This window comes from Tenuifilum thalassicum, assembly GCF_013265555.1.
GTDB classification, from domain to species: domain Bacteria; phylum Bacteroidota; class Bacteroidia; order Bacteroidales; family Tenuifilaceae; genus Tenuifilum; species Tenuifilum thalassicum.
The window spans coordinates 438,786-454,495 of record NZ_CP041345.1; the positions used below are offsets into that span (position 1 = coordinate 438,786).

The 15,710-nt window shown below is 38.6% G+C and carries 10 protein-coding genes; 8 read left to right on the top strand and 2 right to left on the bottom strand.

Features of this window, described 5'->3' with window-relative positions; translation table 11 throughout:
• The first annotated feature begins 22 nt into the window (after positions 1-22).
• Positions 23-538 carry a thioredoxin family protein gene (locus FHG85_RS01890; RefSeq protein WP_173072584.1) on the top strand — a complete coding sequence of 172 codons (516 nt, stop codon included), beginning with the start codon at positions 23-25 and terminating at the stop codon, positions 536-538.
• A 56-nt stretch (positions 539-594) separates the two neighbouring features.
• Here FHG85_RS01890 and mqnC read toward each other — a convergent pair whose 3' ends face one another.
• On the bottom strand, positions 595-1,746 hold the full coding sequence (gene mqnC / locus FHG85_RS01895; protein WP_173072585.1) for a cyclic dehypoxanthinyl futalosine synthase: 1,152 nt from the start codon (positions 1,744-1,746) through the stop codon (positions 595-597).
• Between the two features lie 134 nt (positions 1,747-1,880).
• Here mqnC and pdxA point away from each other — a divergent pair, with 134 nt between their 5' ends.
• The 4 genes from pdxA (at position 1,881) to gcvH (ending at position 11,401) form a co-directional block, all read left to right on the top strand.
• Complete coding sequence (gene pdxA / locus FHG85_RS01900) at positions 1,881-2,933, top strand: 4-hydroxythreonine-4-phosphate dehydrogenase PdxA (protein WP_173072586.1); 1,053 nt, start codon at positions 1,881-1,883, stop codon at positions 2,931-2,933.
• An 11-nt stretch (positions 2,934-2,944) separates the two neighbouring features.
• Entirely contained in the window at positions 2,945-3,529 is a 585-nt protein-coding gene (gene ruvA / locus FHG85_RS01905) for a Holliday junction branch migration protein RuvA (protein WP_173072587.1), read from the top strand.
• Positions 3,530-3,552: 23 nt separating this feature from the next.
• Entirely contained in the window at positions 3,553-10,905 is a 7,353-nt protein-coding gene (gene sov / locus FHG85_RS01910; protein ID WP_173072588.1) for a T9SS outer membrane translocon Sov/SprA, read from the top strand.
• Between the two features lie 112 nt (positions 10,906-11,017).
• Complete coding sequence (gene gcvH / locus FHG85_RS01915; protein WP_173072589.1) at positions 11,018-11,401, top strand: glycine cleavage system protein GcvH; 384 nt, start codon at positions 11,018-11,020, stop codon at positions 11,399-11,401.
• A gap of 32 nt (positions 11,402-11,433) precedes the next feature.
• Here gcvH and thiL read toward each other — a convergent pair whose 3' ends face one another.
• The gene (gene thiL, locus FHG85_RS01920; protein WP_173072590.1) at positions 11,434-12,483 is read right to left on the bottom strand and encodes a thiamine-phosphate kinase; all 1,050 of its coding nucleotides are present in this window, start codon (positions 12,481-12,483) and stop codon (positions 11,434-11,436) included.
• A 94-nt stretch (positions 12,484-12,577) separates the two neighbouring features.
• Here thiL and FHG85_RS01925 point away from each other — a divergent pair, with 94 nt between their 5' ends.
• From FHG85_RS01925 to FHG85_RS01935, 3 genes are read left to right on the top strand one after another with little or no spacing between them, the layout of a single operon-like run.
• A complete protein-coding gene (locus FHG85_RS01925) occupies positions 12,578-13,855 on the top strand; it encodes a M23 family metallopeptidase (RefSeq protein ID WP_173072591.1) in 1,278 nt (425 codons plus the stop codon).
• A 7-nt stretch (positions 13,856-13,862) separates the two neighbouring features.
• Positions 13,863-14,639, top strand: a complete 777-nt coding sequence (locus tag FHG85_RS01930) for a TatD family hydrolase (protein ID WP_173072592.1) — start codon at positions 13,863-13,865, stop codon at positions 14,637-14,639.
• Positions 14,636-15,673 carry an asparaginase gene (locus FHG85_RS01935; protein ID WP_173072593.1) on the top strand — a complete coding sequence of 346 codons (1,038 nt, stop codon included), beginning with the start codon at positions 14,636-14,638 and terminating at the stop codon, positions 15,671-15,673. Before FHG85_RS01930 ends, FHG85_RS01935 begins: the two co-directional genes overlap by 4 nt.
• Positions 15,674-15,710: the final 37 nt, after the last annotated feature.

The window sequence follows — 15,710 nt, forward strand, 5'->3', positions numbered from 1 at the left end:
AGAAACAAGTAAATAAATAAATATGAGAAAATTAGCTGTATTATTTCCAATTATGACGGTTGCCTTACTTGCACTAGGTGCTTGCAATGGTTCGTCGGCAAAGCAGGCTGAGGGAGAACCAGTTTCAACCGATAAACCTGTAAAAGAAAAGGAAAAGTATGCCATTGAAATCACAAGGGATTATTTCCTTAAAAACATACTTGACTATACCAAAGGGGCTGATAACATGAAGTACCTTGGCGACAAGCCTGCAATTGTAGATTTTTGGGCAAGTTGGTGTGGACCTTGTCGCATTGCTGGCCCAATACTTGAGGAACTCGCTAAGGAATACGATGGACAGATATATGTGTATAAGGTGAATACTCAAACTGAACAGCAAATTGCTGGAGAATTAGGTATTCAAAGTATCCCTACTTTTATCTTCTTCCCTGTTGATGGAAAACCTTTTGCAACTTCTGGTATTGCCCGAACACCTGAAGAAACGAAGAAGATGTTTAAAGAGATTATCGATAAAGAACTTCTTAAAAAAAGCAAATAGCTAAAAATTCCGTCATAACTGTTTTTGGTTGGTTGCCGGCTTTATGCCGGCTTTTTTTATTGGCCTTTAGCTTTTCCTTTTAGCTCTTCAATGCTATATATTTTACTAAACTCGCAGTCGGGTAGGAGTATGTGCTCATACTTTTGGTTTCGAAGTTGAGGAATAAAACCAGCATCAACAATGGCCTTCTGAATACCATAAGCATCCATTTTGTACTTTGCACCTGCCGATGAAACAACATTCTCCTCAATCATAATTGAACCAAAATCGTTTGCACCTGCATGCAAGCATAGTTGCGCCGTTTCTACTCCAACCGTTAGCCATGAAGCCTGGATATTTGGAATGTTATTTAGCATGATTCGTGAAAGGGCAATGGTTCTAACATATTCTTCTGCAGAAACGCGGTTTTTAACACCTTCGTTTTCAAGTTTTGTTCCCTTATCCTGAAATGTCCAAACAATAAAATTTAAAAAGCCTGGAACATCTTTTGGTTTTCTTGATTGCAAATCTCTTAATTTAATTAAGTGTTCTAGGCGTTCTTCAATTGTTTCTATGTGGCCTATCATCATGGTTGCCGATGTAATCAGCCCTAACTTATGTGCTTCTGCCATAACATCGAGCCATGCCTGGCTATCGGGTTTACCTGGAGAAATCTGCTTTCGAACCCTATCGACAAGTATTTCGGCACCAGCCCCAGGTAAGCTGTCAAGCCCAGCTTCAATTAAATGTTCTAACACCTCTCTGTAGCTCATTTTTTCCTTTCGGGCTATGAATGCTATTTCGGGAGGTCCTAAAGCATGTAGCTTAACACTTGGGGCAACTTCTTTTATCTGTTTAAAGAGATTTTTATAAAAATCTAGACCTAACTTAGGGTGAAGTCCACCTTGTAAAAGAAGCTGGTCGCCACCATATTTTAATAGCTCTTCAATTTTCAATTTATACTCTGCAATTGAAGTAATATATGCTGAATCGGAATTTAACGTACAATGAAAGTTACAGAACTTGCAACCAGAAACGCACACATTGGTGATGTTTACATTTCTATCTATTTGCCAGGTAACTTTTTTGCCAGGTACATGAAAATTTCTTAGCCGATAACCTACATACATTAAATCGGAAGTGGAAGCTTTGGTGTAAAGTATTAATCCCTCTTCAAGTGTGAGTGGTTCAAGGTTTAAGGCTTTTTTTAAAATCTCTTTTACTTGCATTTCTTAATATAGTTCAGTATCGCAAAGGTATTAAAGTTGAAAAACATTACTGTAAAAACAACAAGTAATTAGCTATGTAAAAGCTTTTTTTTACTTTTGCATATTTAAAGGATTCATTTAAAACATCTAAAGTTATGAGTAAAGAAAAGATTCGGGTAGGAATAACTCAAGGCGATATAAATGGTGTAGGATACGAGATTATTATTAAAACACTTATGGACTCAAGAATGGATGAGCTTTGCACTGCAATAGTGTATGGCTCTCCAAAGGTAGCCGCATATCATAGAAAAGCTTTAAACATAGAGAACTTCAGCTTTAACCAGATAAAAGATGCTAGTGAGGCAAACCCCAAACGTCCTAACATTATCAACTGTATGGACGATAGCGTTAGAGTTGAGCTAGGTAAATCTACAGAACAGGCGGGTATGGGCTCTTTGCAATCACTACAGGCTGCAATTGCCGATTTGAAAGCAGGCAAAATAGATGTACTAGTCACTGCACCAATCAATAAGGCGAATATTCAAAGTCCTGATTTTAAATTCCCTGGCCATACAGAGTTTCTTGCAAATGAGTTTGATACTAAGGAAGTGCTAATGCTTATGGTTAGCGATACTCTTAGAGTGGGAGTGGTAACTGGGCATATCCCTATCTCTCAAGTGCCTTCAAGTATAAGCGTAGATGCTATCCTTTCCAAGTTGAGGTTGTTGAATAAAACTCTTATTCAAGATTTTGCAATTCGTCGTCCTCGAATTGCTGTTCTAGGGCTAAACCCTCACGCCGGCGACCGTGGTGTTATAGGAAATGAAGAGGAAAACATTATTCTACCAGCTATTAATCAAGCCAACGACGAAGGGATTGTTGCCATGGGACCCTATCCAGCCGACGGCTTTTTTGGATCCGATAAATTCACTCGTTTTGATGCTATACTTGCCATGTATCACGATCAGGGGCTTGCTCCATTTAAAGTGATCAATTTCGATACAGGAGTAAACTATACCGCAGGTTTGCCAATTGTTAGAACTTCACCCGATCATGGAACGGCGTATGATCTTGCTGGGCATAACTTGGCCAACCCTAACTCTTTCCGTCAGGCCCTTTTCCTGGCAATTGACATTTTCAAAAACAGGCAGATGTATGAGGAAATCACTGCTAACCCCTTAAAATCTGTTGATCCTGAAACAGAATAATCCTACTATTGATGTTTGAATATATTCTAGGAGAACTTACCGAATTATCACCAGCACATGCCGTTGTTGAAACGGCAGGAATTGGTTATTTTATAAACATTTCGCTTCAAACTTATTCCACACTCGAGGGGAAAAGTAGCGTTAAACTTTGGTTGCATCAAATTGTTAGAGAAGATGCACATATTCTTTATGGTTTTGCCGATACTAAAGAGCGTGACCTGTTCCGTTTACTCATAACGGTTTCAGGTGTTGGCGCAAGTACTGCTAGGCTAATACTTTCTTCACTAACTACCGATGAGGTTAAAGCAGCTATTACTACCGAAAATGTAAACCTAATTAAGCAGGTTAAAGGTATTGGCTTGAAAACCGCCCAAAGAATTGTGGTTGATCTGAAGGATAAAGTTTCTGCTGATGAATCATCAGTACAACAAATTTTATCAACATCGAACAATACTTTAAAGACTGAAGCGTTAACTGCTTTGGTGATGCTTGGCTTTACCCGTTCGGCAGCAGGAAAAGTAATTGACCAGATTTTAAAGGAAATGGGCGATATGCCTGTTGAGGACTTAATTAAGCATGCCCTGAAGCGTTTGTAGTTACGATGAAAATGACATGTAATTTGATTCCAGCTCTTACAAAAAAAAATAGGTTAATAAAATTTGTATCGGTATTTACAATTGTGCTTTTTGCCAATGTAAGCGTTTTGGCATTCCCTGTACTGCAACAAGACACAACCAAACTTCCTTTGCCAATAAAACAACCTGGAATTTGGGAGTTAGACGCGCAGTATTCTCCGCTTTACCTTACAAACCCCTCAAATATTAAGGAAGAGGTGGTTTATGATCCGATTAACAAGCAGTATGTTATTTACAAGAAGGTAGGTAACATAACCATTGAAACTCCTAAAATACTTTCGGCCGATGAGTATCGTGCTTACCAGGTTGATAAAGCAATGCGCGAATATTGGCGACAAAAACAAACTGGTGAATTTGTGGGTAAGGGCGATGGAATTTTGCCCCGCTTACAAGTGGGTGGAGAAACATTCGATAGAATATTTGGAAGTAACACTATAGAAATAATTCCTCAGGGAAATGCTGAACTGGTATTTGGTATCACCAGCGCTAAAACCGATAATCCTGCATTACCCCTCGATCAACGTAGAAACACGACATTTGATTTCCAATCAAAAATCCAGATGAATGTTACTGGAAAGATTGGAGAGAAAATGAAAATGGAAATTAACTACAACACCGAAGCAACTTTTGACTTCGAAAATAATGTAAAGGTAGAATATAACGGTTTTGAGGATGAGATAATACAGCGAATAGAAGCAGGAAATGTTTCTTTGCCTTTACCGGGAACATTAATTACAGGTAGTCAAAGCCTTTTTGGTATTAAAACGCAGCTAAAATTTGGTAAGCTAAATGTAACAACTGTTGTTTCAAAGCAGAATGGTCAAACACAGGTAATGGAAATCAAGGGAGGTGCTCAAACCCGCGATTTCGAGATTAAGGCCGATGAATACGACGCAAACCGCCACTTTTTCCTTTCGCATTACTTCCGCGATAACTACAATCGTGCCTTAATGAATCTCCCTATTATTAATTCTGGGATTCAAGTAACCAAGGTTGAAGTTTGGGTTACAAATAAGCAAGCTAATTTTGAGAATTCTAGAAACATAATAGCATTTGCCGATTTGGGTGAATCGCAACAGCATATTTTTGCCGATAATATTTTTACCCAAACAGGTTCTGGTCCTGCCGATAATAGCCTTAATAACCTTTATGAGCTAATGACCACAACATATGCTGGTATTAGAGATATTACTGATGTCAGCAATGTGCTTCTACCCATAGAAAGTCAAGGTTTTACAGGTGGTCGTGATTACGAAAAAATTGAATCTGCTCGTAAGCTTTCCCCCAATGAGTACACTCTAAATCCTACCTTGGGGTATATATCCTTAACATCAGCCTTGAATGCCGATGAGGTTCTTGCTGTTGCTTATGAGTATACCTATAATGGTAAAACCTATAAGGTGGGGGAGTTCTCTACCGACGGTGTTGATGCCCCGAATGCGCTTATTTTAAAACTCCTTAAAGGTACTAACCTGAGCCCCAAGATGCCTACTTGGGATTTAATGATGAAGAATATTTATTCCATGAATGCCTACCAAATAAGCAAGGAGGATTTCAGATTAGATATTTTTTATCAGGACGATGCTACTGGAACACCAATAAATTATCTAAAAGATGGAAACGTTGCTGAGGTTCCTTTGATTCGTGTTTTAAACCTCGATAATTTAAATACACAGCTAGATGCATTTCCCGATGGTGTTTTCGATTTTATTGAGGGTGTTACAATTAACCCATCAAATGGGAAGTTAATTTTCCCCGTACTTGAGCCATTTGGTAAGGACTTGGCTGCTAAAATTGGTGACCCTGCAATTGCTGAAAAGTATGTTTTTCAAGAATTATATGACTCGTCTTTAACTAAAGCTCGTCAAGTTGCCGATAAAAATAAGTTCATTATTAGTGGAACATATAAATCGTCGGGTGGCTCTGAAATCTTTTTAAATGCGCCTAATATCCCCAAAGGTGCTGTTGTTGTTACTGCTGGTGGAGTAAAACTTCAGGAAGATGTTGATTATATTGTTGACTATAATATTGGTACTGTACGCATAATCAATCAGGGTTTGCTTGAGTCGGGTACACCTATTAAGGTGGCCGTTGAAAGTAACTCTCTTTTTAGCATGCAAACCAAAACCCTTGTTGGATCACACTTCGATTATCGTTTCTCCGATAAGTTTAATATTGGGGCTACGATAATGAATTTAACAGAAAGGCCATTAACTCAAAAGGTTAGCTTTGGTAATGAAGCTATCTCCAACACCATCTGGGGGCTTAATACATCTTATCAAACCGAGTCAAAATTCCTAACTAAACTTGTCGATTTCCTTCCATTTATTCAAACCAAAGAGCGTTCAACTATTACTTTTGATGCTGAGTTTGCTCAACTTATACCAGGACATTCGCGTGCAATTGGCAAAGCAGGTACAGTTTATCTTGATGATTTTGAAGGAAGTAGCACTTCCCTCGACCTACGTTCTTGGGTTGATTGGAAGCTGGCAAGTACGCCTCAAGGACAACCCGATCTTTTCCCCGAGGCATCGTACTCCAACGATTTGCGATATAACTTCAATAGGGCTCATTTGGCTTGGTACTATATCGACCCACTTTTTTTACGGAATACATCGCTTACTCCTTCGTACATTCGAAATAATGATAAGCTCCAGGGTAATCACTTTGTACGTGAAATCTTTGAACGCGAGCTTTTCCCAAATAAAAATACTCCTCAAGGGCAGCCAACAAATATTATGGTGTTAAATATGGCCTACTATCCCAATGAGAGAGGGCAATATAATTTCAATACCACCGATTTAGATGCCAATGGTAAGTTAATTGACCCGCAACGCCGTTGGGCTGGTATTATGCGTAACCTTACTACAACCGATTTTGAGGCATCTAATATTGAGTACATTGAGTTCTGGTTAATGGACCCATTTGTTTACGATTCAACCCACAAGGGTGGGGATTTCTACATTGATCTTGGAAATATCTCTGAAGATATTTTAAGAGATGGTAGAAAATCGTTTGAGAATGGTCTACCCACCTCAATTGAAGAGCTGGAACGTACCGATACCACTGCCTGGGGGCGTGTCCCAACTAAACAGTATCTTCCTGTTGGTTTCGATAATGATCAGGCGAAACGACCATTTCAGGATGTTGGTTTAGATGGCCTGTCTTCAACTACCGATTTGGACGGCGATGGTGTACCCGATGAGTTGAACTTCTTTGCTGAGTATATCAATGCAGTTCGAAATAGAGTAGCCGATAATAGTGTGATAGCAGGTTTTGAAAGCGACCCCGCAGGTGATGATTTTAGGCATTACCTAAGCGATTACTACGATCAGCAGAGAGCATCTATTCTTGACCGTTACAAATACTTTAATGGAACTGAGAACAATTCACCCGTCGCAACTGGTACAACTTCTCAACAGTCCTACTCAACACCCGACGTTGAGGAGCTAGGGACCGATAACACCATGAACGAAAATGAAGCCTACTACCAGTACCATATTTCACTTCGCCCTCAGGACATGGTTGTTGGAAAAAACTTTATTACAAACGAGATTGAGGGTGAGAAAGATAAGATCTTGAATAAGGCTGTAAAGTGGTATCAGTTCAAGGTGCCAATATCTGAGTTTGAAAAGGTTGTTGGTCCAATTGAAGACTTTAAGTCGATTCGTTTCATGAGGATGTTCCTTCGTGGATTTGAAGACACTGTCTTCCTTCGATTTGCAACACTTCAACTAGTTCGAAGTGAGTGGCGTAAATACAACTACTCGCTCATTCAAGGTCAGGAAGGAATGCCTGTTAATGATCTACCTATTGGTGGAATGTCTATTTCAACTGTTAACATCGAAGAGAACGATAAACGTACACCAGTTAACTATGTTTTACCTCCAGGTGTCGATCGTGTAATTGATCCAAGCCAACCACAACTCATTCAGCTAAATGAACAGGCCATGGAGTATCGAATTGTCGATTTAGCTGATGGTGATGCTCGGGCAGCCTTCAAAAATGTGAACTTTGATATTAGACAGTATAAACGCCTCAAAATGGACATACATGCCGAGGCGATAGAAGGTTATCCTTTAAACGACTACGAGGTAACAGCCTTTATTCGAATAGGAACCGATTACAATACGAATTATTACGAATACGAAGTTCCTCTTAAACTTACTCCTTACGGACAGTATAGTAATAATAGGGAGAGAGATCGGGAAATAGTTTGGCCACGCGAAAATGTTATTGACATTGACCTTGATAAGCTGGTTGAGGTAAAACTTGATCGAAATAAGGCCATGCTAAATTCTGGGTCTCTTGTCAATTTAAATACCGTTTATGTTCAGAATGATGGCGATAGAACTATCAAAGTTACTGGTAATCCTAATCTTAGCAACGTTAAAGTGATTATGATTGGTATCCGTAATCCTGCCGACGACCATGTGCCAAAATCGGTTATTGCATGGTTTAACGAGCTAAGATTAACCAATTTCAACGATCAAAGTGGTTGGGCTGCAAACGCTCGAATGTCGGCTAAACTTGCCGATTTGGGAATGGTTACAGTGGCCGGGACAACCATTACGCCTGGTTTTGGTTCTATTGAAAAAAAGGTGAACGAACGCAGTAAGGAGACTGTCTACCAGTATGATATAAATTCCACCTTAGAACTTGGACGGTTCTTCCCCAAAAAGTTAAACATCAAAATTCCTATGTTCATAGGATTTGGGGAATCAATGGCAAATCCTCAGTATAATCCTCTTGACCCTGATGTCCTATTGAGCGATACATATAAAAATGCCACTTCTCGCCAGCGCGACTCTATTAAAAACTTGGTGCAAGATTATACGCGTAGAAAAAGTATAAACTTTACCAATGTGAAATTTGATAAGGTGGGAGCGAAACCGAGACTTTGGGATCCAGCCAATTTCTCTTTAAGCTATTCGTATAGCGAAATCTTTTCTCGAAACATTCGCATCGATCATAAAATCCAACGAAATATTCGAGGAGCCCTTACCTATAACTATAACCGACAGCCAAAATACATTAAACCCTTTAGTAGAATCAAGTGGTTATCACCGCAATATCTCAGCCTGTTTCGCGATTTTAACTTTAACCTGCTTCCTAACCAACTGTCGTTCCGAACCGATTTGAATAGAAGCTATTTTGAGCAGCAGTTCCGAAATATTCAAAATCCGAACCAAGTATTCTCACCCAACTACTCTAAGGATTTCCTTTGGAATAGAAATTACTCGCTTAACTGGGATATTACGCAGTCTATTAAATTCGATTTTGTTGCAACTGCAACTGCTCGAATTGATGAGCCTGAAGGCATGGTGGATAAGTATCGTGATAGAGACCGATACGAAATGTGGAAGGATTCCGTTTGGCAAAATATTCGTCGTGGAGGAAGAAATACCATGTATAACCATCAATTCAATTTAACCTACTCTTTACCTTTAAGTAAAATCCCTCTCCTCAATTGGATTAGTGTAACTTCACGTTATTCTGGTTTATATCGCTGGCAGGCAGGGCCAATTCTGGCCGACACTTCACGGTTCGATCCTGGTAATACAATTCAGAATTCTAATACTATTCAGCTTAATGGGCAGGTTAATATTAATAGCCTGTTTAACAAGGTAGGATATCTTAGAAAAATTAACCAGAAATTTGACCAAAAGGCCAGAGGCACAGCGCCTAAAAAAACAAAAACTGTGAAATATGAGCAGGAAAATGTAAATCTTTTCGAAAATAGGTCTAAAACTATAAATCATAAGCTGAAAACCGAGAGGGTAACAGTTAAGGTTTACGATGATAAAGGGAAAGAGGTAAGAGTTAGTTTCAAGGTGCGTGATGAAAACAGAATAACACTAAAACCAGTTGAAACATTAAAAGGATGTAAGGTTGTTGTTGAGGGGAAAGTGCCATTAAAGGATAATCCTTTAAAGTTTGCTTTAGAGGCAACACTTCGCTTACTTATGAGCGTTAAAAGCATTGGTATTTCTTATACAGAAACCAATGGAACACTACTTCCAGGATATAAACCCGGGATTAACTATCTTGGTACAAGCACAATTAATGGTATGACAGCTCCTGGTTGGGAGTTTATTGCAGGTTGGCAGGATCCCGATTTTGCATGGAAAGCTGCTACAAATGGCTGGCTTACTAAAGACACATCATTTAATACACCTGTGGTGTTTACCAAAAACGAAAATCTAAACTTTAGGACCAGCTTAGAACCAATTCCTCGTTTCCGATTCGACATTACAGCTTCAAGGACATTTGGGAAAAGCGAAAGTAGTATTTTTAAGGCAAATGAGGTTGGACAGTATAGAGTGCTAAGCCCATTAACTACTGGAAACTTTAGCATAAGCGTTATTACACTAGGAACTGCATTCCAAAGTGGCAAAGTTAAAAGTTCTGAAGCATTTGAAAGGATGAAGAGAATCCGACTGGAAATTGCCAACCGCTTTAGGGAGAATCGTGTTCCCAATCCTTCGCAGGGCTACGACCCATCCGTTAACGATCCTGAAACAGGTTTCCCCGATGGCTATGGACCGCTTTCACCCGATGTGCTTAGGGCTTCGTTCCTTGCTGCGTATACAAATACTTCTGCGAAGAGAGTATCGCTCCGCGATTTCCCTCTAATTCCTATGCCTAACTGGCAGCTTTCCTACGATGGGTTGGCCAAACTAAAACCATTTAAGAGGTGGTTTAAGGCTGTTACTCTTACTCATGGTTATCGTTCGCTTTACACAATTGGTGCTTTTACAAGTAATCTTGCGTACCAACCAGAAGATGATGGCTTTAGCTATGTAAGGAATATTAATGGCGACTTTATCCCCAAAAATGAAATTACCAATGTAGCCATTAATGAGCAGTTTACGCCACTTCTAGGTCTTAATATTGGATGGCAGAACAATTTGACTACTCGATTAGAATTTAAAAATAGCCGTTCATTAGCCATGAGCTTTGCTAATAATCAGTTAACCGAGATTTATAGCAAAGAGTACATTATTGGTGCAGGTTATAGGTTTGAGGAGTTACCGTTAATCTTTCAAGCCGAAGATGGAGGTAAAAAAGCCATTAAGAGCGATTTACGCATTACTGTCGATTTTTCGCTACGCGATAACACTACAATACTTCGTAAGTTAGTTGAGGATTCAAATGATATTATTGCTGGGCAATTAATTAGTACTATCAAAACCGCAGCCGATTACAGGATTAACGAAAAAGTGACTATAAGGTTGTTCTTTGATCGTACTCTAAACAACCCTAAAGTTTCTAGAACTTACCGTACAACTAATTCTAGTTTTGGTTTTAGCGTTAGGTTTGAACTGGTTAATTAATCTGTTTTATAGCATGATTTTTCAAAAAAACGTGATGTTTATAATATTAGATTTTAAAATTCACTACTTTTGAAATTGAAATCATTAAGTATAAACTAAACCAATAGCTACTATGAATATTCCATCAAATCTAAAGTACACCAAGGATCATGAGTGGATTAAAGACGAAGGTAATGGTCTTGCCACTGTTGGTGTAACCGATTTTGCTCAAACACAGCTGGGTGATATCGTATTTGTTGAGATTGAAACTCAAGGTGAAACCCTTGATAAGGAAGAGGTTTTTGGCACTATTGAGGCTGTTAAAACTGTTTCAGACATGTTTATGCCTGTTAGCGGTGAAGTTGTTGAGGTTAACCCAGTTTTAGCCGATCAACCCGATATCGTTAACAAGGATCCTTACGGAGAGGGTTGGATGATTAAAATCAAAATGACTAACCCCGATGAGCTTAACGAGTTACTATCGGCCGATCAGTATAAAGAAGTTATTGACGAGTAAAAATGAACCCCGCAATTTTGCGGGGTTTTTTACTATTCCTTTTTTAATGCATTCCAACCCTGGGCAGTAATTTTAATATCCTCACCTGCTGGAGGTACCAAAAACGCTCCTAAACTTGGCTCTACTATATGGCCAACTATTCTAACCCCTTCAATACTTTCTACAGCATCGTGTTTTTCTAGTGGCACAGTAAAGAGTAACTCATAATCCTCACCACCATTCAGTGCTGCTGTATGCACGTCTATATTTAACTCCTCAGCCATTTTTGCGGTTTGTTCATCTATAGGAATTTTCTCCAAGTATATCCTACAACCCACATTAGAGTTCTTACAGATATGAAGTATTTCAGACGATAAGCCATCGGAAACATCAATCATTGATGTTGGTTTTATACCAGCCTCCTTTAGTGCCGCAATCACACTTTTTCGGGCTTCTGGCTTTAAATGTCGCTCCAATATGTAATCGTAACCTTCAAGTTTGGGTTTTGCCGTTTTGTTCGATTCAAAAATCCTTTTTTCTCTTTCTAATAGTTGCAGTCCCATATATGCTGCACCAACATTCCCTGTTACGCATACCAAATCGTTCACCCTTGCTCCGCTTCGGTAAACAATCTCATCCTTTTTAGCTTTGCCAATTGCGGTAACGCTAATAGTAAGACCAGTCATCGATGATGAGGTATCACCTCCAACTAAATCAACATTATATCGGTCGCATGCAAGTTTTATCCCGCTATATAGTTCATCAATATCCTCTGCACAAAATCGTTTTGAAAGACCAATAGATACTGTAATTTGAGTGGGTTCCGCGTTCATGGCATAAACATCGCTTAGGTTAACAATTACCGATTTGTAACCTAAGTGCTTAAGTGGAAAGTAGGTGAGATCAAAATGAATACCTTCCAGTAAAAGGTCTGTTGTAACCACGTAGCATTCATCATTTCCAGCAGATATAACTGCTGCATCATCACCTGTTCCAAAAACAGTTTCGTTATGCTTTGGACTCTTAAAAGGCTCAGTTATCCTGTCAATCAATCGAAACTCACCTAATTCGTAAAGTTCTGTTCTTTTCTTAGACTCACCCATAGCTAAATTTTTTACAAACCTACTTCAATTTAAAAAACTATCAATGTTAATAAATTCTTTTTTGGTAGTTTTGAGCCAAATTTTAAGCTTAATTATGTTGAAAAAAGTTTTACCTATTTTAATTATTTCTGTTATTCTCGTTTTTGCCATCGATTCATATGTTGGTATTACAGAACTCACAATCCCTAAAGATCAAAGTGATGAAAGCACTCCCGAAGCTATTTCGGTTGAACCAATTACCGAATACGGAATACCTGTAGATTCTTTTTATATTGAGGAATATAGGGTTAAACGAAATCAAACGCTTGGTAAAATACTGTATAATTTAAAAGTTAAAGCCGATCTCGGCAAATTCCTTTATAACCTAAAACCCGAAGATTTTGATGTGAGAAAGGTTAAGGCTGGACATAAGTATAAAATCTTTTATACTAAGGATTCTGTTCAAGCACCAGCATATTTGGTTTATGAAGCTTCACCCATCGATTTCTATGTTTTTAGCCTAAAGGATTCACTTTACGTTTACCCTTTTCAAAAGGACGTTGTCCCTGTTCGTAAGGTTTCCGAAGCAGAAATCAAAACATCATTATGGGTTGATATGAAGGAAAACAATTTAAACCCTCAATTGGCCCTTGATCTTTCAGATATTTTTGCATGGACGGTTGATTTTTTCAGCTTATACAAAGGTGATAGGTTTAGAGTGATGTACGAAGAACTTTATGTTGATAGTCTTTCGGTTGGTATCGGAACGATATATGCTGCATGGTTTGAGCACCATGGAGAACGTTTCTACGCTTTCCGTTTCGAACAAGATTCAGTAGCTACATACTGGGATGAAAATGGAAACTCACTTCGCAAATCATTCCTGAAAGCTCCGCTAAGGTTCTCACGAATATCAAGCAGGTTTAGTAGGAGGCGGTTCCATCCGGTATTAAAAATCTATCGCCCTCATACTGGTGTCGATTATGCTGCACCTGCAGGTACTCCAGTAATGGCTTTGGGAGATGGAGTTATAGTTGCAAAAGGGTATAATAAAGCCGCTGGCAATTATATTAAGATTAAACACAACGGAGTTTACACTTCGGGGTATAACCATTTTTCAAGATTTGCAAAAGGTATAAAAAAAGGAATGAGGGTTAAACAGGGGCAAGTGATTGGATATGTTGGTAGTACTGGCTATGCAACTGGTCCTCATCTCGACCTTAGAATTTGGAAAAATGGAAGTCCAATTAACCCCTTAAAATTAAAGTCTCCTCCAGTTGAGCCTATACGAAAAGAAAATATGAATGCGTTTAAATTAGTTGTTGAGAAGTATTTAGCATTAATGGACAGCACATCGATATCTCACAGCGATTCAATAACACTTATAAATTAAGCAATCTATGGTTTTGGTTGATACTCATTCACACATATTTGCCGAAGAGTTTGATTCTGACCGTAAGGCTGTGCTTGAAAAAGCGGCCGAGGTTGGGGTGCTTTACCATATTCTTCCTAACATTGATTCCTCAACAACCGAGAGGTTGTTGAGTGTAACAGAGGAATTTTCAAACTGCTATCCACTAATGGGATTGCACCCCACATCGGTAAAAGGCAATTTTGAAAAGGAAATCTACCACGTTGAAGAATATTTGGCAAAACAAAAATTTTGGGGAATTGGTGAGATAGGAATTGATCTTTATTGGGATAAAACTTTCCTACCGCAACAGCAAGAGGCTTTTAAATATCAGCTTCAGCTAGCAAAAAAGTATAACCTACCTGTTGTTATTCATGCTAGAAATTCTTTCAATGAGATATTTGAAATTGTCGATCAGGAAATTGACGATAACCTTTCTGGAGCTTTTCATAGCTTTTCTGGTAATTTGGATCAATATCGACATATTGATGAGTATAAATCGTTCTTCATTGGAATAGGTGGCATTGTTACCTATAAGAATGGCGGATTGGCCGATATTGTTCCTCACATAAATCCAGAAAAATTGTTACTAGAGACCGATTCACCATATCTTTCACCTGTTCCCGTTCGTGGTAAAAGGAACGAGAGCAATAATTTGATTTTTATAGCACAAAAGATATCTGAGATTCTATCAATTGATGTTGAGAAACTTGCTGCACAAACAACATTAAATGCTCAAAAACTTTTCAAAATAGATGTAAAATGAAATCGGAAAACACCTCAATTCTAATTGTATACACTGGTGGGACCATAGGGATGAAGCAAAATCCTGAAACGGGTGCTTTAGCACCTTTCAATTTTGAACAAATAGAGCAGGAGGTACCTGAACTCAGAAAATTTGGGTATACCTTGAATACAATATCGTTTAGTCCTGTTATTGACTCATCCGATATTAATCCCTCTTTTTGGGTTAAACTTGCCCAAATCATTAGCGAAAACTACGACAAATACGATGGTTTTGTGATTTTACATGGTACCGATACCATGTCGTTCACGGCTTCTGCGCTTAGTTTTATGCTAGAAGGGCTTACAAAACCAGTTGTGCTAACCGGATCTCAGCTCCCTATTGGTATGCTTAGAACCGATGGAAAGGAAAACCTAATCAGTGCAATTGAGATTGCCGCTGCCTATCGTAACGGACAAGCCTTAGTCCCTGAAGTTTCGGTATTTTTTGAGAATAGGCTTTACAGAGGAAATAGAACGACAAAGCATAATTCTGAACATTTTAATGCATTCCGTTCAAATAATTATCCACCTCTAGCTGAGGCTGGTATCTCAATAAAGTTTAATTACCCTTTTATCCATTACCCAACCCAAGAGCAATCGCTATTTGTTCATACTATGCTGGATAATTCAATAGCGGTGTTAAAACTCTTCCCTGGAATTACAGAAAACGTAGTTTCAGCAGTATTAAACACTCAAGGTGTTAAAGGTATTATACTTGAGACCTATGGTTCTGGTAATGCTCCTATGCAGGATTGGTTTTTAGAACGGATTGAAGAGGCTATAGGCAATAATATAGTAGTGTTTAACGTTACTCAATGCAAGGCAGGTGGGGTCGATATGGATAAGTACGAAAATGGATTAAGGCTTAAAAAAATTGGAGTAGTTAGTGGAAGTGATATAACATTTGAAGCAGCAGTTGCCAAGCTGATGTTTTTGCTAGGCAAAGGCTTAAATGGTAAAACACTTGCTGATGAGCTAACAAAATCCATAGCCGGTGAAATAACCTTGAAATAGTCATTGTTTTTTTAAATATTTTTTTTGTAATTTGCGG